25 protein-coding genes, 1 pseudogene and 1 other annotated feature are annotated in these 23,633 nt (G+C 37.4%); of the genes and pseudogenes, 22 read left to right on the forward strand and 4 right to left on the reverse strand.

Annotated features, from left to right (window positions below; translation table 11 throughout):
* Positions 1-38 precede the first annotated feature (38 nt).
* Together mnmE and WKI42_RS00710 are read right to left on the reverse strand one after the other, a co-directional pair.
* Positions 39-1,412: a tRNA uridine-5-carboxymethylaminomethyl(34) synthesis GTPase MnmE gene (gene mnmE, locus WKI42_RS00705; RefSeq protein WP_368080916.1), complete on the reverse strand. Its 1,374-nt coding sequence runs from the start codon at positions 1,410-1,412 to the stop codon at positions 39-41.
* 137 nt (positions 1,413-1,549) lie between these two features.
* Positions 1,550-1,732 carry a 4-oxalocrotonate tautomerase gene (locus WKI42_RS00710; protein WP_001117401.1) on the reverse strand — a complete coding sequence of 61 codons (183 nt, stop codon included), beginning with the start codon at positions 1,730-1,732 and terminating at the stop codon, positions 1,550-1,552.
* A 122-nt stretch (positions 1,733-1,854) separates the two neighbouring features.
* Here WKI42_RS00710 and WKI42_RS00715 point away from each other — a divergent pair, with 122 nt between their 5' ends.
* From WKI42_RS00715 to WKI42_RS00775, 13 genes are all read left to right on the forward strand, one after another.
* Positions 1,855-2,445, forward strand: a complete 591-nt coding sequence (locus tag WKI42_RS00715; RefSeq protein WP_368080917.1) for a thymidine kinase — start codon at positions 1,855-1,857, stop codon at positions 2,443-2,445.
* Positions 2,442-3,521 (forward strand): peptide chain release factor 1, encoded by a 1,080-nt coding sequence (prfA, locus tag WKI42_RS00720; RefSeq protein ID WP_004262425.1) that lies wholly within the window; start codon positions 2,442-2,444, stop codon positions 3,519-3,521. Before WKI42_RS00715 ends, prfA begins: the two co-directional genes overlap by 4 nt.
* On the forward strand, positions 3,521-4,357 hold the full coding sequence (prmC, locus tag WKI42_RS00725; RefSeq protein ID WP_368080918.1) for a peptide chain release factor N(5)-glutamine methyltransferase: 837 nt from the start codon (positions 3,521-3,523) through the stop codon (positions 4,355-4,357). The genes prfA and prmC overlap by 1 nt, the downstream gene beginning before the upstream one ends.
* Positions 4,341-4,943, forward strand: a complete 603-nt coding sequence (locus WKI42_RS00730; RefSeq protein ID WP_368080919.1) for an L-threonylcarbamoyladenylate synthase — start codon at positions 4,341-4,343, stop codon at positions 4,941-4,943. Before prmC ends, WKI42_RS00730 begins: the two co-directional genes overlap by 17 nt.
* Before the next feature lies 1 nt (position 4,944).
* Complete coding sequence (locus tag WKI42_RS00735; RefSeq protein ID WP_368080920.1) at positions 4,945-5,376, forward strand: GNAT family N-acetyltransferase; 432 nt, start codon at positions 4,945-4,947, stop codon at positions 5,374-5,376.
* 60 nt (positions 5,377-5,436) lie between these two features.
* Complete coding sequence (gene glyA / locus WKI42_RS00740) at positions 5,437-6,693, forward strand: serine hydroxymethyltransferase (protein WP_368080921.1); 1,257 nt, start codon at positions 5,437-5,439, stop codon at positions 6,691-6,693.
* Between the two features lie 7 nt (positions 6,694-6,700).
* Positions 6,701-7,675, forward strand: coding sequence for a nucleoid-associated protein (locus tag WKI42_RS00745; protein ID WP_338618432.1), 975 nt, complete (start codon positions 6,701-6,703; stop codon positions 7,673-7,675).
* Positions 7,675-8,289, forward strand: a complete 615-nt coding sequence (pmp23, locus tag WKI42_RS00750; protein WP_368080922.1) for a cell wall hydrolase Pmp23 — start codon at positions 7,675-7,677, stop codon at positions 8,287-8,289. The genes WKI42_RS00745 and pmp23 overlap by 1 nt, the downstream gene beginning before the upstream one ends.
* Before the next feature lie 73 nt (positions 8,290-8,362).
* Positions 8,363-9,337, forward strand: coding sequence for a DUF1002 domain-containing protein (locus WKI42_RS00755; RefSeq protein WP_368080923.1), 975 nt, complete (start codon positions 8,363-8,365; stop codon positions 9,335-9,337).
* Between the two features lie 73 nt (positions 9,338-9,410).
* Positions 9,411-10,769 carry a 23S rRNA (uracil(1939)-C(5))-methyltransferase RlmD gene (gene rlmD, locus WKI42_RS00760; RefSeq protein ID WP_173274494.1) on the forward strand — a complete coding sequence of 453 codons (1,359 nt, stop codon included), beginning with the start codon at positions 9,411-9,413 and terminating at the stop codon, positions 10,767-10,769.
* Between the two features lie 222 nt (positions 10,770-10,991).
* A complete protein-coding gene (locus WKI42_RS00765) occupies positions 10,992-11,558 on the forward strand; it encodes a hypothetical protein (RefSeq protein WP_050971352.1) in 567 nt (188 codons plus the stop codon).
* A gap of 321 nt (positions 11,559-11,879) precedes the next feature.
* Positions 11,880-12,068: a hypothetical protein gene (locus tag WKI42_RS00770; RefSeq protein ID WP_000179769.1), complete on the forward strand. Its 189-nt coding sequence runs from the start codon at positions 11,880-11,882 to the stop codon at positions 12,066-12,068.
* Between the two features lie 62 nt (positions 12,069-12,130).
* Positions 12,131-12,895, forward strand: a complete 765-nt coding sequence (locus tag WKI42_RS00775) for an ATP-grasp domain-containing protein (RefSeq protein WP_050252851.1) — start codon at positions 12,131-12,133, stop codon at positions 12,893-12,895.
* Positions 12,896-13,066: 171 nt separating this feature from the next.
* Here WKI42_RS00775 and WKI42_RS00780 read toward each other — a convergent pair whose 3' ends face one another.
* Entirely contained in the window at positions 13,067-13,702 is a 636-nt protein-coding gene (locus WKI42_RS00780) for an AbiH family protein (protein ID WP_172934788.1), read from the reverse strand.
* Positions 13,681-14,052: an AbiH family protein gene (locus WKI42_RS00785; RefSeq protein ID WP_172934770.1), complete on the reverse strand. Its 372-nt coding sequence runs from the start codon at positions 14,050-14,052 to the stop codon at positions 13,681-13,683. The genes WKI42_RS00780 and WKI42_RS00785 overlap by 22 nt, the downstream gene beginning before the upstream one ends.
* A 185-nt stretch (positions 14,053-14,237) precedes the next feature.
* Here WKI42_RS00785 and WKI42_RS00790 point away from each other — a divergent pair, with 185 nt between their 5' ends.
* From WKI42_RS00790 to trpX, 9 genes and pseudogenes are all read left to right on the forward strand, one after another.
* Positions 14,238-14,582 carry a hypothetical protein gene (locus WKI42_RS00790; RefSeq protein ID WP_001127479.1) on the forward strand — a complete coding sequence of 115 codons (345 nt, stop codon included), beginning with the start codon at positions 14,238-14,240 and terminating at the stop codon, positions 14,580-14,582.
* A 75-nt stretch (positions 14,583-14,657) separates the two neighbouring features.
* Positions 14,658-15,494, forward strand: a complete 837-nt coding sequence (locus WKI42_RS00795; protein ID WP_240151475.1) for a hypothetical protein — start codon at positions 14,658-14,660, stop codon at positions 15,492-15,494.
* A 202-nt stretch (positions 15,495-15,696) separates the two neighbouring features.
* On the forward strand, positions 15,697-15,933 hold the full coding sequence (locus WKI42_RS00800) for a hypothetical protein (protein ID WP_240151474.1): 237 nt from the start codon (positions 15,697-15,699) through the stop codon (positions 15,931-15,933).
* 53 nt (positions 15,934-15,986) lie between these two features.
* On the forward strand, positions 15,987-16,757 hold the full coding sequence (locus WKI42_RS00805; protein WP_172934769.1) for a hypothetical protein: 771 nt from the start codon (positions 15,987-15,989) through the stop codon (positions 16,755-16,757).
* 28 nt (positions 16,758-16,785) lie between these two features.
* Positions 16,786-17,403 (forward strand): DNA alkylation repair protein, encoded by a 618-nt coding sequence (locus WKI42_RS00810; RefSeq protein WP_172934768.1) that lies wholly within the window; start codon positions 16,786-16,788, stop codon positions 17,401-17,403.
* Positions 17,404-17,618: 215 nt separating this feature from the next.
* Positions 17,619-17,934, forward strand: a pseudogene (locus WKI42_RS00815) (helix-turn-helix domain-containing protein); the annotation flags it as partial.
* Between the two features lie 143 nt (positions 17,935-18,077).
* The gene (gene ftsW / locus WKI42_RS00820) at positions 18,078-19,301 is read left to right on the forward strand and encodes a cell division peptidoglycan polymerase FtsW (RefSeq protein WP_368080924.1); all 1,224 of its coding nucleotides are present in this window, start codon (positions 18,078-18,080) and stop codon (positions 19,299-19,301) included.
* Between the two features lie 24 nt (positions 19,302-19,325).
* Positions 19,326-22,022, forward strand: a complete 2,697-nt coding sequence (ppc, locus tag WKI42_RS00825; RefSeq protein ID WP_368080925.1) for a phosphoenolpyruvate carboxylase — start codon at positions 19,326-19,328, stop codon at positions 22,020-22,022.
* Positions 22,023-22,091: 69 nt separating this feature from the next.
* Positions 22,092-22,309 (forward strand) — a binding site (T-box leader).
* Positions 22,310-22,571: 262 nt separating this feature from the next.
* Positions 22,572-23,576: a tryptophan ABC transporter substrate-binding protein gene (gene trpX / locus WKI42_RS00830; protein WP_173307000.1), complete on the forward strand. Its 1,005-nt coding sequence runs from the start codon at positions 22,572-22,574 to the stop codon at positions 23,574-23,576.
* Positions 23,577-23,633: the final 57 nt, after the last annotated feature.

Here is a 23,633-nt window from a genome sequence, read left to right on the forward strand (position 1 = left end):
ATAAAATCCATGACCGAATGAAGGATCATGGATTTTTCTTATTTTCCTAAACAGAATTGGCTAAAGAGTTGGGTGATAAGTTCATCTGGAGCGGCATCCCCAGTGATTTCTCCAAGGATTTCCCAAGTACGGGTCAAGTCAACTTGAAGCAAGTCAACTGGCATACCTAGTTCCAGTCCTTCATTAACAGCCTGCAAACTTTCAATAGCCTTCTCAATCAAGGAAATATGACGGGCGTTGGACAAGTAGGTTGCATCTTGCTCGACTAGACCAGCATTTTCAAAGAAGAGGTTGTTAATGCGTTCTTCAATCTTATCAATGTTTTGGTTTTTAAGAACTGAAATACGGATGACATCTTCTGGAAGTTCCGAGGTTTCAATCGCTTCAGGCAAGTCGGTTTTATTAAGAAGAATAATGCGGTTTGTGTCCTGACTAATTTCAAGAAGTTGTCGGTCTTGGGCAGTTAAGGGCTCGCTAGCGTTTAGTACTAGCAGCACCAAGTCAGCTTCCTTAAGAGCTTTTTTCGAACGCTCAACTCCAATTTGTTCCACGATATCATCCGTTTCACGGATACCGGCTGTATCAATCAATTTGAGAGGGACACCGTTGATGTTGACGTATTCTTCAATGACATCTCGAGTAGTACCAGCAATGTCTGTGACGATGGCCTTGTCCTCACGTAAGAGGTTGTTAAGCAGGCTTGATTTTCCAACGTTTGGGCGTCCGATAATAGCAGTGGAAATTCCTTCACGGAGGATTTTACCGCGACGGGCTGTTCTAAGGAGATTAGTTAGCAATTGCTCAAACTCCATAGTCTTCTCACGGACAACAGCAGTAGTGGCTTCTTCAACATCGTCGTACTCAGGGTAGTCGATATTAACTTCGACTTGGGCAAGTGTATTGAGGATTTCTTGACGGGTATTGTTAATCAGGTCAGAAAGAGAACCATCTAGTTGTTTGACCGCAATATTCATGGCCTTGTCAGTTTTAGCACGGATGATATCCATTACTGCCTCAGCCTGAGTCAAGTCAACACGTCCATTTAGGAAGGCACGTTTGGTAAATTCACCAGGTTCTGCCAGCCGAGCTCCTTCACGGATAGCTAGCTGGAGAATCTCATTGGTCACCGCAATCCCACCGTGGGTGTTGATTTCGATAATATCCTCACGAGTGAAGGTTTTTGGAGATTTCATGGCTCCAACCATGACTTCGTCCATGACTTTACCAGTCAGAGGATCAACGATGTGACCGTAGTTAAGGGTATGGCTAGCAACCTGACTCAAGTCTTTTCCTTTAAAAATCTTTTGCGCAATAGCAAAACTGTCTGTTCCGCTCAGGCGGACAATACCAATAGCCCCTTCACCTAGTGGAGTAGAGATAGCAGCGATGGTATCAAATTCACGTGTAATCATAATGTTTCCTTTAATAAATGGCTCTTTTCTTGGAAATTTTTCCAAGTCTCTTTTCAAATTGTAACAAATTTGAACTATTTCTTCAATGAATGCTACTTGGAGATTGAAAAAGCCTAAGCAATTCTGCTTAAGCTAGCTTATTTGGTGCGCATTTCCCCTTGTGGGAAATAAGTTCCTTCTGGCATGTCGTTGATGATGACATGGACAGCAGATTGAGGTGCTCCAGTGTTACGGACAACAGCTTCCGTTACTTCCTTAGCAAGAGCTTTCTTTTGCTCGAGCGTGCGTCCTTCAAATAAATCGATGCGTACAAATGGCATAATAGCTTCCTCCACTAGTTTTGATTTCTTCTATTTTACCACATTTTGCCGTTTAAAGCTTAAGAAAATTATGATATACTAGAATGTAGCAAAAATTTAGAAATGGACGTGAAGCAAGAAACATGGCACAGTTGTATTATCGTTATGGGACCATGAACTCAGGTAAGACCATTGAGATTCTTAAGGTGGCCTATAACTACGAGGAGCAAGGAAAAGGTGTTGTGATTATGACTTCAGCTCTGGATACGCGTGACGGTGTTGGCTATGTATCGAGTCGAATTGGTATGAAACGCCCTGCCCTTGCGATTGAGGAAACGACGGATATCTTTGGATTTATCCGTGATTTATCAGAAACACCTTACTGTGTGTTGGTTGATGAAGCCCAGTTTCTCAAGCGTCACCATGTTTACGACCTAGCTCGCGTTGTGGACGAGTTAGACATACCCGTCATGGCTTTTGGTTTGAAAAATGATTTTCGAAATGAATTATTCGAAGGTTCCAAATATCTCTTGCTTTTAGCAGATAAAATTGACGAAATTAAGACCATTTGTCAGTATTGCAAGAAAAAGGCGACCATGGTGTTGCGTACTCAGGATGGACTGCCCGTTTATGATGGTGAGCAGATCCAAATCGGTGGAAATGAAACCTATATCTCGGTTTGCCGTAAACATTATTTTGCCCCTGAAATCAATAAGGAGAATGAAGAAAAATGAACATCTATGATCAACTACAAGCTGTAGAAGACCGTTATGAAGAATTAGGAGAATTGCTCAGTGACCCAGATGTAGTGTCTGATACCAAGCGTTTCATGGAGCTTTCAAAAGAAGAAGCTTCAACTCGTGACACGGTAACAGCCTACCGTGAGTACAAACAAGTCCTTCAAAACATCGTTGACGCTGAAGAAATGATTAAGGAATCAGGTGGAGATGCTGACTTGGAAGAAATGGCCAAGCAAGAACTCAAAGATGCCAAGGCTGAAAAAGAAGAATACGAAGAAAAACTGAAAATTTTGCTTCTTCCAAAGGATCCAAACGATGACAAGAATATCATCCTTGAAATTCGTGGAGCAGCTGGTGGAGACGAAGCAGCACTTTTTGCTGGGGATTTGCTAACTATGTACCAAAAGTATGCGGAAGCCCAAGGTTGGCGCTTTGAAGTCATGGAAGCCTCTATAAATGGCGTCGGTGGTTTCAAAGAAGTGGTTGCCATGGTTTCTGGTCAGTCTGTATACTCTAAGCTTAAGTACGAATCAGGTGCCCACCGTGTGCAACGGGTCCCTGTGACAGAAAGCCAAGGTCGCGTACATACTTCAACTGCCACAGTTCTTGTCATGCCTGAGGTGGAAGAAGTAGAATACGATATTGATCCAAAAGACCTTCGTGTTGATATCTATCACGCATCAGGCGCTGGTGGACAGAATGTCAATAAGGTTGCGACTGCCGTTCGTATCGTTCACTTGCCAACCAATATCAAGGTTGAGATGCAGGAAGAACGTACCCAGCAGAAGAACCGTGAGAAGGCCATGAAAATCATCCGTGCGCGTGTTGCTGACCACTTCGCACAAATTGCACAAGATGAACAGGACGCTGAGCGTAAGTCGACAATCGGTACTGGTGACCGTTCAGAACGAATCCGTACTTATAATTTCCCACAAAATCGTGTCACAGACCACCGTATCGGCTTGACCCTCCAAAAACTAGATACCATTTTGTCTGGTAAATTGGATGAAGTTGTGGACGCCTTGGTGCTCTATGACCAAACACAAAAATTAGAAGAATTAAACAAATAATGAAATTAGCTCAATTATTTTCAGATTTTGAAGAAGAGTTGATAAGACAAGGAGAGGAAGCTGAAAGCCTCTCTTTTGTCTATCGTAGCCTGAAAAATCTCTCTTTTACGGACTTTGTTTTTGCCCTCCAGCAGGAAGTGACGGAAGAGGAAGAAGTATTTGTAAAAGGAATTTTCCAACAGTTAGCAGATCATAAACCGGCACAGTACATCATTGGACAGGCAGATTTTTATGGAATGCAGCTAAAAGTGGATGAGCGGGTTTTGATTCCCCGTCCAGAGACAGAGGAGTTGGTGGAGCTTATCCTGGCTGAAAATCCTGAGACGAATCTTTCAGTTTTGGATATTGGAACAGGTAGTGGAGCTATTGCTCTCTCTCTAGCAAAAAACAGACCAAATTGGTCAGTGACAGCAGCAGATATTTCCCAAGATGCTTTAGATGTAGCTAGCGAAAATGCTAAAAAGCAAAATCTTCAAATATTTTTAAAAAAATCTGACTGTTTTACAGAAATTTCTGAAAAATATGATATAATTGTTTCCAATCCACCCTATATCTCTCGTGAAGATGAGTCAGAGGTCGGCTTGAATGTTTTGCATTCGGAGCCTCATCTAGCTCTCTTTGCAGATGAGGATGGCCTAGCTATTTACCGTAGAATTGCGGAAGATGCAAAAGACTATCTCAAAGATGGTGGTAAGATTTACCTTGAAATTGGATACAAGCAAGGTCAAAGTGTTCCTGATCTTTTTAGGAAACATCTTCCTGAAAAGCGAGTACGAACACTTAAGGACCAATTTGGTCAAGATAGGATGGTTGTCGTTGATGATGGACAAGATTAGACAAGAGTTGGAAAATGGTGGAGCTGTCGTTCTGCCTACAGAGACGGTTTACGGTCTTTTTGCCAAGGCTCTAGACGAAAAAGCGGTTAATCATGTATACCAACTTAAACGTCGTCCAAGAGACAAGGCGCTTAACCTCAATATCGCCTCTCTAGAGGACATCTTGCACTTTTCTATGAATCAGCCAACTTATCTACAAAAACTTGTAGAGACCTTTTTACCAGGTCCCTTGACCATTATCCTTGAAGCCAATGACCGAGTTCCCTATTGGGTCAATTCTGGCCTCGCGACTGTTGGATTTCGGATGCCCAGTCATCCGATTACCCTTGATTTGATTCGAGAGATAGGTCCCTTGATTGGGCCGTCTGCCAATATTTCAGGTCAGGCAAGTGGAGTAACCTTTGAACAAATTCTGAAGGATTTTGACCAAGAGGTTCTGGGTCTAGAAGACGATGCTTTTCTAACTGGACAGGATTCAACGATTTTGGATTTGTCTGGAGATAAGGTGAAAATCTTACGCCAAGGGGCCATTAAGCGAGAAGATATACTTGCTAGGTTGCCAGAGATTTCTTTTGAGGAGGCATGAAATGCTAAGAGATTTAAGAGAAACTGATGTGAAATCCATTTGTGAAATTAACCAAGAAGCCTTAGGCTATTCTTTTAGTCCAGAGGACACAGCTAGTCAACTAGCTAGATTATCTCAGGATTCACATCATTTCCTTCTTGGCTATGAGGATGCAGCTAGTCATGTCTTACTTGGATATGTCCACGCTGAGGTCTATGAATCACTTTATTCTAAAGCAGGATTTAATATCTTAGCCTTAGCAGTTTCACCTCAAGCGCAAGGTCAAGGTATTGGTAAAAGTTTACTACAAGGGTTGGAAGAAGAAGCAAAAAGACGTGGTTATGGGTTTATCCGCTTAAATTCTGCCGATCATCGTCTGGGAGCTCATGCATTTTATGAAAAAGTTGGTTATACTTGTGATAAAATGCAGAAACGGTTTATTCGCATCTTTTAGTTTATTTTCTTATTGTAAAATCAAACTAATGGACTAGTCACACAATAAAGGAGAAGACCTATGATTTTTGACAAAGATGATTTTAAAGTATACGATGCTGATCTCTGGAATGCTATTGCCAAAGAAGAAGAACGCCAACAGAATAATATCGAGTTGATTGCTTCGGAAAACGTAGTTTCCAAGGCTGTTATGGCAGCTCAAGGGTCTATCTTGACAAACAAATATGCCGAGGGTTACCCAGGACACCGTTATTATGGTGGAACGGATGTAGTAGATGTGGTAGAATCTCTAGCCATTGAACGCGCAAAAGAAATTTTCGGCGCTAAATTCGCTAATGTCCAACCTCACTCAGGCAGCCAAGCCAACTGTGCGGCTTACATGGCCTTGATTGAGCCAGGTGATACCGTCATGGGGATGGATTTGGCAGCAGGTGGACACTTGACCCACGGAGCTCCTGTCAGCTTCTCAGGTCAAACCTACAACTTTGTTTCTTACAGTGTTGACCCTGAAACGGAACTCTTGGATTTTGATGCTATCTTGAAACAAGCCCAAGAAGTAAAACCAAAATTGATCGTAGCAGGTGCTTCAGCCTATTCTCAAATTATCGACTTTTCAAAATTCCGTGAAATTGCGGATGCTGTTGGGGCTAAACTCATGGTAGATATGGCTCATATTGCTGGTTTGGTTGCTGCTGGTCTACATCCAAGCCCAGTGCCATACGCTCACATCACGACAACAACGACCCACAAAACCCTTCGTGGCCCTCGTGGTGGTTTGATTTTGACCAATGATGAAGACTTAGCTAAGAAAATCAATTCAGCTATTTTCCCTGGTATTCAGGGTGGTCCTTTGGAGCATGTTGTGGCCGCTAAGGCTGTTTCCTTTAAAGAGATATTAGATCCGGCTTTCAAGGAATACGCTGCCAATGTCATCAAAAACAGCAAGGCTATGGTAGAAGTCTTCTTGCAAGATCCTGATTTCCGTATCATTTCTGGTGGGACTGAAAACCATCTCTTCCTAGTGGATGTGACTAAGGTTGTAGAAAACGGAAAAGTTGCTCAAAACTTGCTGGATGAAGTCAATATTACCCTAAATAAAAATTCAATTCCTTACGAAACCTTGTCACCATTCAAGACAAGTGGGATTCGTATCGGATCTGCAGCCATTACTGCGCGTGGATTTGGTGAAGAAGAAAGTCGCAAAGTGGCTGAATTGATCATTAAAACCCTTAAAAATGCAGAAAATGAGGCTGTCTTAGAAGAAGTGAGAAGTGCAGTCAAAGAATTGACAGATGCCTTCCCATTATACGAGGACTAAAACTTTTATGGACATTTATATTAAGAAAGCCATTATTCACCAGTTCAGTCCGGATGATACCGAGCTGTTCCTAGCGGATAAGCTTCTCAATATTACTCCAAAAATCGAAGAATACCTGCGTAGAAAAATTGAACGTGTGTATTCAGATGAAGCCAAGACTGGGATTTTCGAGGAAGAAAATCCCTTCTTCAATCATATCACAGACGATTTGTTGGAGACATCAGTGACGCTGGCTAATCTCTGGAAAGAGGAGTTCAGCATTTCAGAAAATCTCAAGACCAATGACTTGATTTTTGTGCAATTTTCTAAAGAAGGCGTGGAACATTTCGCTTTCTTGAGAATTGCCCTGCGTGAGACCCTGACCCACCTCGGTGGAGAAGTTGACAATCCAATCAAGCTGACTCAGAATAACCTGCCTGGATTTGGAACGGGTGCTGACGAGGCCTTGGTGGTCAATCTTCAGAGTCGTAAGTATCACTTGATTGAAAAACGAATTAAGTACAACGGGACTTTTTTGAACTATTTTTCAGATAATCTTCTTGCTGTCGCTCCTAAGATTTCTCCTAAGAGATCCATCAAGGAGCTGGAAAAAACGGCCCAGAGAATTGCTGAGACTTTTAACACAGATGATTTTCAATTTCAATCCAAGGTTAAATCAGCCATTTTCAACAATCTGGAAGAAAGCAATGAGTTGTCACCTGAAAAATTGGCCAACGACCTTTTTGACAACAATCTGACAGCTCGATTAAGCTTTATTGATCAAGTCAAAGAAGCAGTACCAGAGCCAGTTCAATTTGATGAAATTGATGCCAGTCGCCAATTAAAGAAATTTGAAAACCAAAAACTCTCCTTGTCAAATGGAATTGAGCTCATCGTTCCCAATAACGTCTATCAAGACGCCGAGTCTGTTGAGTTTATCCAAAACGACAATGGAACTTACTCTATCTTAATCAAAAATATCGAGGATATCCAAAGTAAATAATGTTTAAACGAATTCGAAGAGTGCTTGTACTAGCAGTCTTCCTTTTTGCTGGCTATAAAGCTTACCGCGTTCACCAAGATGTCAAGCAAGTCATGACCTATCAACCCATGGTGCGAGAAATCTTGAGTGAAAAAGACACCCCAGCAAACGAAGAGCTTGTGCTCGCTATGATTTATACCGAAACAAAAGGAAAAGAAGGCGATGTTATGCAGTCTAGTGAGTCTGCAAGTGGTTCCACCAACACCATCAATGATAATGCCTCTAGCATTCGGCAAGGCGTTCAAACTCTGACAGACAATCTCTATCTGGCCCAGAAGAAGGATGTAGATGTCTGGACGGCTGTTCAAGCCTATAATTTTGGACCTGCCTATATCGATTTTATCGCCCAAAATGGCAAGGAAAACACCCTAGCACTGGCCAAACAGTACTCCCGTGACACTGTTGCTCCCTTACTTGGTAATACCACTGGAAAAACTTATAGTTATATTCACCCCATTTCTATTTTTCACGGTGCTGAACTTTACGTAAATGGGGGGAATTATTACTATTCTAGACAGGTGCAACTCAACCTTTACATCATCAAATGTTTCACTCTCTTTTCAACATCTGGCTAGTCCAGGTGTTTTTGTTATAAGTTTTCTTTAAGATAGATATATTACTCTAGAAAGGTAAAGGAGGGAATTCCCTATGAGAAAGAAACTTTTTCTGACCAGTGCTGCGGTCTTGTGGGCAGTAACAGCTATGAATAGCGCCCATGCAGCAACAGATGTTCAAAAAGTCATCGATGAAACCTATGTCCAACCTGAATATGTCCTAGGTTCATCATTGTCTGAAGATCAAAAAAATCAAACCCTTAAAAAACTAGGCTACAATGCCTCAACAGACACCAAAGAACTAAAGACCATGACACCTGATGTCTATTCTAAAATCATGAATGTGGCAAATGATTCCAGTTTACAATTGTATTCATCAGCCAAAATTCAAAAGTTAGGTGACAAATCGCCACTTGAGGTCAAGATTGAAACACCAGAAAACATCACTAAGGTGACGCAGGATATGTACCGCAATGCAGCCGTAACTTTAGGAGTAGAACATGCCAAAATCACTGTAGCAGCCCCTATTCCCGTTACAGGAGAGAGTGCTTTAGCGGGAATTTATTATTCGCTAGAAGCTAATGGAGCAAAGGTTCCACAAGCCAATAAAGACTTGGCTCAAGAAGAGCTAAAGGCTTTGTCAGATATTAATGCTGAAAACAAGGACAAAACAGGCTATGATGCTAATAAATTAAACGTTGCCCTAGCTGATATCAAGTCAGGACTCGCCAAAGCTAAAGAAAACAAAGGAAATCTGACAGAGGAAGATGTCCGTAAAATCGTTGAAGATACCTTGAAAAATTACAAACTTGATCAGGTGATAACAGGAAACCAGATCAATATCATCATCAATTTTGCTTTAAATCTCTCAAAGAGTGATATCCTCAGCAATGCAGATTTCACTAAAACCCTAAATGACCTTAAACAAAGTATTGTTTCACAAGCTGGCGACAGTTTTAAAAATATCAACCTTAACTTTGATGCTGATAAGGCGCTAGAGGACGGCGGTAATTTCCTAAGCGCCCTCTGGCAAGCCATTGTCAACTTCTTCAAGAGTTTTGGTTCTTAAGAAATTTCATGGTATAATAGATGGTAACCGTAACGTTGCCGTCTTTTTTGTCGGCCAATAGAAAGAGAAGAGAATGTTAAAGAAAAATGATATTGTAGAAGTTAAAATTGTTGACTTGACCCACGAAGGTGCAGGAGTTGCCAAGGTGGATGGTTTGGTCTTTTTTGTAGAGAATGCTTTACCGAGTGAAAAAATCCTCATGCGTGTCCTTAAGGTTAATAAAAAGATTGGTTTTGGGAAGGTTGAAGAATACCTTATCCAGTCACCACACCGTAACCAAGACGTAGATTTGGCTTACCTGCGTTCAGGAATCGCGGATTTAGGACATCTTGCCTATCCAGAACAGCTCAAGTTTAAAACCAAGCAAGTCAAGGATAGTCTATACAAGATTGCTGGGATTGCTGATGTAGAGGTTGCTGAGACGCTTGGTATGGAAAATCCAATCAAGTACCGCAACAAGGCACAGGTCCCTGTTCGTCGAGTAAATGGTGTCTTGGAAACTGGGTTTTTCCGTAAGAATTCCCACGATCTCATGCCACTGGAAGATTTCTTTATCCAGGATCCTGTAATTGACGAGCTAGTAGTAGCCCTACGCGACTTGCTCCGCCGTTATGATTTGAAACCTTATGATGAAAAGGAGCAGTCTGGCTTGATTCGTAATCTTGTGGTGCGTCGCGGACACTATTCAGGTCAAATTATGGTTATTTTGGTAACAACTCGTCCCAAAGTTTTTCGTGTTGACCAATTGATTGAACAACTGATTAAGCAGTTCCCAGAGATTGTGTCTGTTATGCAAAATATCAACGACCAGAATACCAATGCGATTTTTGGTAAGGAATGGCGCACACTTTATGGACAAGACTATATTACGGATCAGATGTTGGGAAATGACTACCAGATCGCTGGACCAGCATTTTACCAAGTCAATACTGAAATGGCTGAAAAACTCTATCAAACAGCCATTGACTTTGCTGAATTAAAAGAAGATGATGTGGTCATTGATGCCTATTCTGGTATCGGGACGATTGGCCTCTCCGTTGCGAAACATGTCAAAGAAGTTTATGGTGTTGAAGTCATTCCAGAAGCGGTTGAAAATAGCAAGAAAAATGCTAGCTTGAACGGCATTACTAACGCCTACTATGTCTGCGACACAGCTGAAAATGCTATGAAAAATTGGCTCAAGGAAGGAATTCAACCAAGCCTTATCCTAGTGGATCCACCAAGAAAAGGACTCACCGAGAGTTTTATCAAAGCTAGTACCCAAACAGGAGCTGATCGCATCGCCTATATCTCCTGCAATGTCGCAACCATGGCGCGTGATATCAAACTCTACCAAGAATTGGGATATGAGTTGAAGAAAGTACAGCCGGTTGACCTATTTCCCCAGACGCATCATGTCGAATGTGTAAGCTTGTTGGAGAAACGTAGTTAATCCTCAAAAGGTTCCCCAAACCTTTTGAGTCCGCCAATGGGATAGCTGTCGTAGAGTAATAAGTTTACGACGAAACGATAGGGTAACAGCGAACCGCTGAGTATGTAGCCTTGAAATGATGTTTTAAGAAGGTGGAAAAAAGAATTTGCTATATCCTAAGGGTAACTAATCAGTATTATATTCTGAAAAATCAATCTACGGATAATTTAGATGAGGTTATAAATGATTATATTAGAGTTATATCAAAATAATTATTCTAAAGATTTAGTCGCATTTGATTCCATAAAAGATGGGAAAGCCTTTGTAGCTCAAATTCCGGGATACACTCTGGAAACAGAAGATGGTTTTGAAGTGGAGTATTTTAATCCTAAAAACATACCGGATTATATGGAAATTATTTTTAACGGAAATATTGTTCCTTTATCTAAATTTATGTTCGATCCTGAGGAAAATGTAGACATTATTTGGAAAGAGATTTCAAATTTATCCCTCAAAAATGATAGAGTAATCGAAGGATATTCAAAAATCGATGCATATGTCGTTAACAACCATGAAGTTAAAGCCTATGTCGAAACAAGAGAAACGAACTATCGTAAAGCAAAAGACTTCTTAGAAAGCCGTGGATATGAAATCGACAGAAGCTTTTTCGGAAGTGAAGACGGCGAAGCGATTCTCTACAGAAAAAAAGGTGCCGAAGATTGGCATTTCTTATCACATTTAGACTCAATGTTTGTAGAGATTGAAGATGTAGAAGGATATGTTAAAGAAGAGGTGGGAGAGATTCAATAGTCAAGCAAAGTTCCTTGTGAGTATGTACCTTTGCTAGTAAAAGCGTCAAAACGTTGTAACGAAGGGGGTTAAGAAAACCCTTGAGTGTAAGCCTTCTTCTTGTTTAGAGGGAAAGTATTAGAGTAGCCGCTCATAATTTATACTAGATTTGATAACTTATTTGAGATAGATTTTATTTCTATAAATACTGTGAAAATTTTTTAATACTAAAGATTTAAAGTTACTATGTTAAAAATTCTCTCCACTTTTAAACTAATGTATTATAAAAGCCAGTTGACACAAGTGTTACACCTGTGATAGAATTAACTAGAGGTGAAGAAAATGGCAACCGATAAAAATAGAATAATGATTAGCTTGGATGATAAAAATCTAGAGAAACTTGAAAATTTAGTAGAAGATGCTAGAGATAGAAGAGGAATGCGACTAACAAAGTCCCAGGTTATAGAATTACTCCTAAATACTGTTGATTATTTCGATGATATTATGGGAGCTATTTACTCAAAAAAATAAGAGCAAAAATGCTATTATTTTTTTACAAACAGGTGCAACACTAGTGAAGCAGGAGTGATGAAATGGTTGTTTATATTAGACAAAGCAAACTACCAAGTGAAGTTTCAATTAATAAATACAATGCTCAAGTAGGTGCCTACTTACAAGGAGAAGAAATTATTTTATATCAATCTTTTTCTGAAATAGAACAGTTAACAAGTGAAGATATAGTTGTAGATTATATAATGGAGACTAGAGCATTGCTAAAAATGATGGGGTTAAATGTTCCGGTTTATGACTATCCTATTGAGCTTAAAGACTTTTATGGTCGAAAGATTTATGAAGGTGTTTTAGGAGAGATTGTAAATATACCTGATAATTGGGGAAAATTTATTAAGCCTAAAGCTGGTTCAAAAGTCTTTACTGGAAGAGTTGTTAACGGAACCCGTGATTTGATAGGTATTGGTCTACCTTTTGACTATCCTATATGGATTAGTGAGGTTGCAGAATTCATAGCAGAATGGCGTTGTTTTGTTTTAGATGGTAGCGTATTAGATGTTCGACCCTATACAGGTGATTATCATGCACAATTTGATCCTAGTGTAATTGATAAAGCCATATCATGTTGGAAAGATGCGCCAATAGCTTATGGACTAGATATTGGTGTTACTAGTGATGGCAGAACACTTGTTGTTGAAGTAAATGATGGTTATGCATTGGGAAATTATGGCCTATCTCCTTTAAACTCAATCAACTTCCATAAAGCTAGATGGAAAGAAATGGTAAAACCTTATTTTGAAAAAAACGATGTCTTTACTATGCCTGAAAATGAAAATATAAGTTTCTAAAAAGAACAGAATTAAATCTGTGTATCTGCAACGAGTAAGTTGCAGTTTTTTGTTTTGAATAATGATATAATAGATTAAGAAAATAATGAAAACGCTATATATTTGAAAGTTGATTAGGAAAGCAGGAAGTATGGAAACAATCGATATTTTTTGCCTTTAGAGTCTTAAATTTTACATCATATTAATAAATTGAACCACACCATTATATCCCCAATTTTTTAGGTTGTTCTGTATGTCGTTCTTATTTTGCTCAGTAAGATAATAGTCGTTGACATAAAATTTTGTATTTGAATCAGTATGTTTAATAATCTCTTTCAAATACGGAATATCAGGTATGTCAGATGGTACAATATTTAGACCGAAATCATAGACTTCTTCCAAAGTGAATAGGCTATTAAAAAAATCTATATTTTCTTTCAAAAGTTTTCTAACTGGTTTAATTAGTAATGAATTATGAAGAATGTCTTGTAATATTAAAGGCACTTCACTTTTGAAATCTACAACTAAATTGTTTTCTGTACCTATTTTATCAGAGTTTGTAACTTGACCATGTATATTACAAATTTTATTTTTTTCAATGTTATATTTTATTTCTAAAACAGTAGTGCAATTAAAGACCAAATAAAAAGCAGCATTTGAATACGAATCAATGAGTTTGCTTCTAATTTTGATTTTTTCAGGATTCTGTATTTTTGAGTTTATCCAATCAAAGAAGGCAGCATTTTGACATAATTTATATACACAAACTAAATCATTTAATTTTGTTAAACAGATGTTCTTATCCTTTAGAATTTGTTTGAAAGGTATCTTAGAAAGTTTTTTTCAAATTCATTCCATGTAATATTATCGACATTTTTATCATGATTTGCATATTCGGTTAGAGTGAAAAAGAATTCATAAGCTTCTAGATTACCTTCATGATAGTTAGACCCATAATATCCGCCATCTTTAAATGATTTTTTGCTATCTTCATCGACTTCAGGGATAGTTAAATTTTTAAAACCTTCAAGTTCAATTCTATTAATAGCATTATTAAAGTCAAATTTACTACCAAATTCTTTACAAGTGTCTATTATGAACTTTCTAAAATCATTGTATCCTGTGTTTAATTGATAGGCCATATCAAACCCATTTCCAATAATAAAAAGTGTATTCAAGTTTTCTACCTCCTGAAATATATTATACCAACTTATTGAGATAAATAGTAGTAGACCTATATTACATATTTTAAGATGTGGAACTTATTAATTTTATTATTAGGGAAAGCGACTAGATAGCATCGTATCAAGATATTTTTACATAGATGATATTGCATTTTGAATTATAACAAAGGAGTACTAACATGCCGAAATATACCGACGAAGATATTAGAAAATTAAATAAAATCACATTAAAAATTGCTGGTGATTATTTAGGTATAAGTTCACAGGCAGTTGCTATAGGTCTTAGAAATAATCTTCTTCCAATTGGTTTTGCTATTCATAACGAAGAAAGAGACAGACGTTTCACTGAGAGTTGGTCATATCATATTATTGCTGAAAGAATGATTTCATACAATCACGGTAAGCTATCAGAGATTCGTGTTGAGAATATTGAAACTAGTTTAGATAAAATTATAGAGGAATTTAACGGTTTAAAACAAGATTTACTTTTTATATTAAGCGAAAATGCAGAAGTGAAGAATTAGAAGTCTTTGAATTTGCGTTTTCGCTTGGTAAATATAAAAACGGTGATGTAAAATATAAGGGTAAAGGTGTTTCAAATGAAGATGATAAAGACCTTTTCTATAGAAGAACTCTATGAAGAAATCTGGGAGATAAGTGCAAAACAAATTGCATTGAAATATGATTTAAGCTATTCAGACTTACTCAAGAAATGCAAAGAATTTGAAATTCCAATTCCAAATGGTAGTTATTGGTATCGTAAGAATACTGGACAAGATTTAAGTGAACTTATTATTCCATTACCACAAAATGACGTAAATGAAGTTCATATTGATAGAAAAAGTCTAAAGAACAATAGAATAAAACCTAGTAAACATAAAGAAGAAAGTTCGGAAGATAAAAATAAAGATATTTTTAAGCTTGATACAACTAGTATAAGAAGTTCATTATCATTTTTAGAGGACGATAAAATAGAACTTATTATCGAAGTCGTTTCAAACCTAAACCAATCTCCAAATAAGAGATTACATAAATCTGTAGCTAATCTAAGAGATAAAATCGCAGAGTGGAATAAGAGGGAAAAAGCTGCTTCCTATCCTTACTTTGATTCTAGACACAGATATAATGATTTAAAAGAACCTAAATTTGTAAAAAATATTTCACTAAATTCTCTTCCACGTTTATATCGCTTTTTAGATACTCTAGTTACTGTAATTGAAAGAATCGGTGATAATGTAACTTCCAATTTGGATATTCAAATTGATAAGGATATCGTTCGTTTTGAAGTTATAGAATCAACAGACAAAGTAAGTCATGAATTAACAAAAGAAGAAGCTAAAGAACTAGCAGAGTACAATGATAGCGTTAAGTTTAATAGATATGCTTTTAAACCAAGAATAAAGAAGTATGACTATATTCCAAATGGAAAATTTTGATTTAAGATAATAGATGGTAAATACATTAAAGATACTAAAGAATTCACACTTGAACAATCAATCCCAGAAATAATTGTTTTAATTTACCAAGAGTATTATAAAGTTAAGAACTTACGACTTGAACGTGAAGAGAGAGAAAGACTATACGAAGAAGAACAAGATAGAAAAAGAAAATTACAAAATAGAATCGAAGAAGAGGACAATGTCTCTTCTTAATACACTAGAAGATTTTCAAACAGCAAATGATTTAAGACTGATGGCTGATAAACTGGAGATAGCGGGGAAGCTTAGCAAAGAAGAAATTGATTGGATTAGATCCAAAGCTGACTGGATAGACCCAATAGTTTCTTCAACAGACGAATTACTAGGGATTAGAAATCATGAAAATTCTAGAGAACAAAAAGAACAATATCTGAGTGAGAAAAGGTACTACTGGTAACTTTATTTTTCAAATGTTTATTATAGAAAGCTGTAAATAATGGAGTTATAATTATGACAACTAGTCCAGAAAATAATAAGTTTATAGAAAAGACAACAAGGGCTTTAGATGTAAAAAAGAAAGATCCAAGACTTGGAGTTAGAGGCTTTGAATTTGATAATTCAACATCTGAAAAAGATTGTGTTTTGGTTATTGGTTTAAATCTTGCAGGAAATGAAGAAGCTGCAAAAAATGAGAAAACTAACAAGACATATATGTATAGTTTGAAAAATAGCATTAAAAGTGATTATGTTTATAATAAATACTATAAACCTATTTATGAACTAATGAATGATATCTTTGATAATGATGCTAAATGGCATTGGTGTAATAAATCATGGGATATTTTAAGTAAAGAAATTGAACATTCTGAGGGCAAAGATTTTTTAGATGTGATACATGAAGAGTATTTAAATCACCAAAATAGTAAAGTATCAATCTATATTGGAGATATGTTCTACTATCATGAAACAAGCTCTAAAAAACTTCCACTTAAAAAATCAATATCTTACCCTCAATACTGCAAAGAAATGTTGGAACTTCACATTGAGTCTCTTATAGAAGCTGGTAAAAGTATAAAATTTGTATACATAAATAATTCACAAGTTTCTCAATGGTTGTGTGATAGTAATATAAATACATTTACAGTTTTCGGGGATAGGAAAATTCCTGTTTTCTTTGGAAGGATGCTTTCTGGTGGTATTGATTCGTTTTCAAGATTAAGATTAGTAAATGAAATCCAAGATTATTTAAATAATCTTGAATCAAAAAAAATAGAAAAATAATTAAAATTCAGTGACAGGGTCAAGTTACATGAAAGAATATATTTTAAATTTAGAAAAAGAATTCTCTTTAATAGAAAATGGATTTAAAGAAGAAGAGAAAAGAGCTCTTGCTGACTATCTATCAAATGATATTGCGTATACCAAAGAATTAGCATTTTTAGCCTTTAAATCCAATGTATATCAAGTTAGAATGTACAGTGTATTTCTCTTTGGATATTTGTCATCGTATGAAGAAATTTTGATCTTCATGAGGGATGAGGTTTCAAAGGATGACAATTGGAGAGTTCAAGAAGTATTAGCAAAAGCATTTGATGAATTTTGTAAGCAAACAGGTTATGAAAAATCACTTCCGGTTATTGACGAATGGTTACAAAACACTAATCCAAACGTTAGAAGAGCTGTTACAGAAGGTTTGAGAATATGGACGAGTAGACCATATTTCAATGACAATCCAGATGAAGCTATTAAACGAATCGCAACATTAAAAGAAGATTCTAGTGAATATGTTAGAAAATCAGTTGGTAATGCTTTGAGGGATATTAGCAAAAAATTTCCAGAGTTGATCAAAAAAGAACTTGATGGTTGGGATATTAGTAGTAAAGAGATTCAAAAAGTTTACAAGTTAGCAAGTAAATTTATAAAATGATAATTCTAAACTATAAAGTTAAAAAATGGTAACTATAAAATATTTTCATTCTAAAGTTTAATTTTAAACAACAACTCTATCACTTTCGTTCTATAATATAGAAGTTTGCTAGCACCACGCGTGGAGTGTGTAGGATTGCTTGAAAAAGCGTAAAAACCTTGTAACGAAAGGGATAATAGACTTCCTGCGAAACAAAAATACAATACAATAAAACTATGAATGATGAAGCAAGTAAACAATTAAGCGATAGCCGTTTCAAGAGCCTTGTAGGTGTTCAGCGCACGACTTTTGAAGAGATGTTAGCTGTGTTAAAAACAGCTTATCAACGTAAACGCGCAAAAGGTGGACGAAAAACCAAATTAAGCCTAGACGATCTCCTCATGGTAACTATTCAATACATGCGAGAATAGCGCACTTATGAACAAATTGCGGCTGATTTTGGCATTCACGAAAGCAACTTAATTAGTCGGAGTCGATGGGGTTGAAGCAACTCTTATTCAAAATGGTTTTACGATTTCAAATTCTGCCTTAATTCTGTAAAAACAGTAAAATTCGAAGGATTGTAAGGTAAGAGTTTTTTTCTTTCTGAAAAAATGGTATAATAGCAATCAAAACTAGAAAATAAAACGGAATTTGGAACAGATTTGTCTGTATCCTAGTAGAGTGGTGATACTATGAAGATTAGTAAGAGGCACTTATTAAATTATTCCATCTTGATTCCCTACTTGCTTTTATCTATTTTGGGCTTGATTGTGGTCTATTCGACCACCAGCGCTATTTTAATTGAAGAAGGCAAGAGCGCCTTGCAATTGGTTCGAAACCAAGGAATCTTTTGGATTGTTAGTTTGATACTGATTGCCTTAATTTATAAATTGAGACTAGATTTTTTGAGAAATGAGCGACTAATCATTTTAGTTATATTGATAGAAATGCTTTTACTGTTCTTGGCTCGTTTTATTGGTATTTCCGTAAACGGGGCATACGGTTGGATTTCGGTTGCAGGAGTAACTATTCAGCCAGCTGAGTACTTAAAAATCATTATTATTTGGTATTTGGCTCACTGCTTCTCCAAACAGCAAGAAGAAATAGCTATTTATGATTTTCAAGTTTTGACTCAAAATCAATGGCTTCCCCGTGCCTTTAATGATTGGCGATTTGTTCTCCTAGTTCTGATTGGAAGTTTGGGAATTTTCCCTGATTTAGGAAATGCGACTATTTTAGTCTTGGTTTCCTTGATTATGTATACAGTTAGTGGAATCGCTTATCGCTGGTTTTCAACCATTCTGGCGCTCGTATCTGCCGCTTCTGTCTTTGTCTTGACCACTATCAGCCTAATCGGTGTTGAGACCTTTTCAAAAATTCCAGTATTTGGCTATGTGGCCAAGCGCTTTAGTGCCTTTTTTAATCCTTTTGCCGATCGTGCTGATGCGGGTCACCAGTTAGCTAATTCTTATTTTGCCATGGTCAATGGCGGTTGGTTTGGTCTAGGTCTTGGAAACTCGATTGAAAAACGAGGTTATTTACCAGAAGCTCATACAGACTTTGTCTTTTCTATCGTGATTGAAGAATTTGGCTTTGTTGGTGCTAGTCTTATTTTAGCTCTCTTGTTTTTCATGATTCTGCGGATTATCTTGGTCGGTATCCGAGCGGAGAATCCTTTTAATGCCATGGTTGCACTCGGTGTCGGAGGGATGATGTTGGTTCAGGTATTTGTCAATATCGGAGGGATTTCGGGCTTGATTCCATCTACAGGAGTGACTTTCCCCTTCTTATCCCAGGGTGGAAATAGTCTTCTAGTCTTATCAGTGGCAGTGGCCTTTGTCTTAAATATTGATGCCAGTGAAAAACGCGCTAAGTTGTACCGAGAATTGGAAAATCAACAAATGAACCTTCTGTGAAGTAGAATAAAGAAAGGATAGTCTATGTCTCTTCAAAAATTAGAAAATTATAGTAATAAAAGTGTTGTGCAAGAAGAAGTATTGATTCTAACAGAATTGCTGGAAGATATTACTAAAAACATGCTTGCCCCAGAGACCTTTGAAAAAATCATGCAGTTGAAAGAATTATCAACGCAGGAAGATTATCAAGGTCTAAACCGTCTAGTGACTAGCTTATCAAATGATGAAATGGTCTATATTTCACGCTATTTTTCAATCTTACCTCTTTTGATTAATATTTCAGAGGATGTGGATTTAGCTTATGAAATCAATCATCAAAATAATATTGATCAGGACTATTTAGGTAAATTATCTACAACGATCAAAATGGTTGCTGAAAAAGAAAATGCCGTTGAAATTCTTGAACACTTGAATGTTGTCCCTGTTTTGACAGCCCATCCAACACAAGTGCAACGAAAAAGTATGTTGGATTTAACAAATCATATTCATAGTCTTTTGCGTAAATACCGTGATGTTAAGTTGGGGTTGATCAATAAAGAAAAATGGCACAATGATTTGCGCCGTTATATCGAAATTATCATGCAGACAGACATGATTCGTGAGAAAAAATTAAAAGTGACTAACGAAATCACGAATGCTATGGAATATTACAACAGCTCCTTTTTGAAAGCTCTACCTCATTTGACGACGGAGTATAAGCGCTTAGCGCAAGCGCATGGTCTGAATTTAAAACAGGCTAAACCAATCACCATGGGTATGTGGATAGGTGGTGACCGTGATGGAAATCCATTTGTTACAGCAGAGACCTTGAAGCAGTCTGCACTCACTCAGTGTGAAGTCATCATGAACTACTATGATGAAAAGATTTACCAACTTTATCGTGAATTTTCTCTTTCAACTAGCATTGTCAATGTCAGCAAGCAAGTCAGAGAAATGGCTCGTCAATCCAAGGATAACTCGATTTACCGCGAAAAAGAGCTTTACCGTCGTGCCTTGTTTGATATTCAGTCAAAAATCCAAGTAACAAAAACCTATCTGATTGAGGATAAGGAAGTTGGGACTCGTTATGAAACCGCCAATGATTTTTACAAGGATTTGATTGCTATTCGAGATTCTCTACTAGAAAATAAGGGCGAGTCCTTGATTTCAGGTGATTTTGTAGAATTATTGCAGGCAGTAGAGATATTTGGTTTTTACCTAGCATCAATTGATATGCGACAAGACTCTAGCGTCTATGAAGCCTGTGTGGCAGAACTCTTGAAATCAGCAGGAATTCATTCTCGTTATAGCGAGTTAAGCGAAGAAGAAAAGTGTGACCTTCTCTTGAAAGAATTAGAAGAAGATCCCCGAATTCTTTCTGCGACTCACGCAGAAAAATCAGAATTATTAGCAAAAGAACTAGCTATTTTTAAGACGGCTCGTGTTTTGAAAGATAAGTTGGGAGATGATGTCATCCGTCAGACCATCATTTCACATGCTACCAGCCTTTCTGATATGCTAGAATTAGCTATTCTATTAAAAGAAGTAGGACTGGTGGATACGGAAAGGGCGCGTGTTCAGATTGTTCCCCTTTTTGAAACAATTGAAGACTTGGATCACTCAGAGGAAACAATGAGACAATATCTTTCTCTTCCTCTTGCCAAAAAATGGATTGCCTCACGAAATAACTACCAAGAAATCATGTTGGGCTACTCTGACAGTAATAAAGATGGCGGTTACTTGTCATCATGTTGGACCCTCTACAAGGCTCAACAACAATTGACTGCTATTGGAGATGAATTTGGCGTTAAAGTTACCTTCTTCCATGGTCGTGGTGGGACTGTCGGTCGTGGTGGTGGGCCAACCTATGAAGCCATCACATCCCAACCGCTCAAGTCTATCAAGGATCGTATCCGCTTGACGGAGCAAGGAGAAGTAATTGGCAATAAATACGGTAACAAAGACGCCGCCTACTATAACCTTGAAATGCTAGTATCGGCAGCTATTAACCGTATGATTACTCAGAAGAAGAGCGATACCAATACCTCAAATCGTTATGAAGCTATTATGGATCAAGTGGTGGATCGTAGTTATGATATCTACCGTGATTTGGTCTTTGCTAATGAGCATTTTTATGACTATTTCTTTGAGTCAAGTCCAATCAAGGCTATTTCAAGCTTTAATATTGGTTCTCGTCCAGCAGCTCGTAAGACGATTACTGAAATCGGTGGTTTGCGTGCCATCCCTTGGGTATTCTCATGGTCACAGAGTCGTGTTATGTTCCCTGGATGGTATGGGGTTGGTTCAAGCTTCAAGGAATTTATCGATAAAAATCCAGAGAATATTGCTATCTTACGAGATATGTACCAAAATTGGCCTTTCTTCCAATCGCTTCTTTCAAATGTTGATATGGTTTTGTCAAAATCAAATATGAATATTGCTTTTGAATATGCTAAACTTTGTGAAGATGAGCAAGTTAAGGCCATCTATGAGACTATTTTAAATGAATGGCAAGTTACTAAGAACGTTATCTTGGCTATTGAAGGACATGACGAACTCTTAGCTGACAATCCATATCTAAAAGCTAGTCTGGATTACCGTATGCCTTACTTTAATATTCTCAACTATATTCAGTTAGAGTTGATTAAACGCCAACGCCGTGGAGAATTGTCCAGTGATCAAGAACGATTGATTCATATCACCATCAACGGAATTGCAACAGGATTGCGTAATTCAGGTTAATCATTTTCAAAAGTGAAGATGAAAAAAATTCTAATAGACTATTGACAAGTAGTTTAAAAATGATATAATTTAACCATTCAGAAAAGTAATCGTACAAACTTTTTAGAGAGTCTGTGGTAGCTGAAAACAGATAAGTGGTGATGATGAAAATTGGGCTGAATGTTATTTAGAATTTGAAATCATAAAAATTCGGTGAGCACACCTTACAGTGCATCTCGTGATTGCGAGACAGAGCGATAGGGAAATTTCCTATAATTGAGGTGGTACCGCGCATCGACGTCCTCACACAAGTTTTTTGTGTGAGGATTTTTTGATGGAGGTTAGTATGGAAAGAAAACGATGGCGTCGCTTGTTTATACTCAATGAAAATCAAAAAGCAAACTAGGAAGCTAGCCGCAGGTTGCTCAAAGCACTGCTTTGAGGTTGTGGATAGAACTGACGAGGTCAGTAACCATAGCTACGGTAAGGCGACGCTAACGTGGTTTGAAGAGATTTTCGAAGAGTATTAGATAAGTGAAGTGTTTTAAAGGAATAAAAAGGAGAAACAGAATGAAAAATAAACGTTTAATTGGAATTGTCGTTGCATTAGCAGTCTTAGTAGCAGGAAGCTTGATTTACTCTTCAATGAATAAATCAGAAGCTCAGAATAATAAGGATGAGAAGAAAATAACCAAGATTGGTGTGCTTCAATTTGTGAGCCATCCATCCCTTGATTTGATTTATAAAGGGATTCAAGATGGACTTGCAGAGGAAGGGTATAAAGATGATCAAGTTAAAATCGATTTTATGAACTCAGAAGGTGACCAAAGTAAGGTTGCGACAATGAGTAAACAATTGGTTGCAAATGGGAATGACCTTGTGGTTGGTATTGCAACACCAGCAGCCCAAGGTTTAGCTAGTGCAACAAAAGACTTACCGGTTATCATGGCCGCTATTACAGACCCAATTGGTGCTAACTTGGTCAAAGATTTGAAAAAACCAGGTGGCAACATTACAGGGGTATCTGACCACAATCCAGCTCAACAACAAGTTGAACTCATCAAGACTCTAACACCAAATGTGAAAACAATCGGAGCTCTTTATTCAAGTAGCGAAGACAATTCAAAAACACAGGTCGAAGAATTTAAGGCTTATGCTGAAAAAGCAGGTTTGACAGTAGAAACATTTGCAGTTCCTTCAACAAATGAAATTGCCTCAACTGTCACTGTTATGACTAGCAAGGTAGATGCTATTTGGGTTCCAATTGATAACACCATTGCATCAGGATTTCCAACGGTTGTCTCTAGCAATCAAAGTTCTAAGAAACCAATTTATCCAAGTGCGACAGCTATGGTAGAAGTAGGTGGTTTGGCATCCGTTGTAGTTGACCAACATGACCTTGGTGTGGCAACTGGAAAAATGATTGCGCAAGTCTTGAAAGGTGCAAAACCAGCGGATACTCCAGTCAATGTATTTTCAACTGGCAAGTCAGTAATTAACAAAAAATTGGCACAAGAGCTAGGTATTACGATTCCTGAATCTGTTCTAAAAGAAGCAGGACAAGTCATCGAATAAATAAGGTAGGGAGGAGGAGACTCTTCCCATTTTTTAAAAAGATGAATATAGAAAGGA

It is taken from the genome of Streptococcus pseudopneumoniae, assembly GCF_038148935.1.
GTDB classification, from domain to species: Bacteria; Bacillota; Bacilli; order Lactobacillales; family Streptococcaceae; genus Streptococcus; species Streptococcus pseudopneumoniae_U.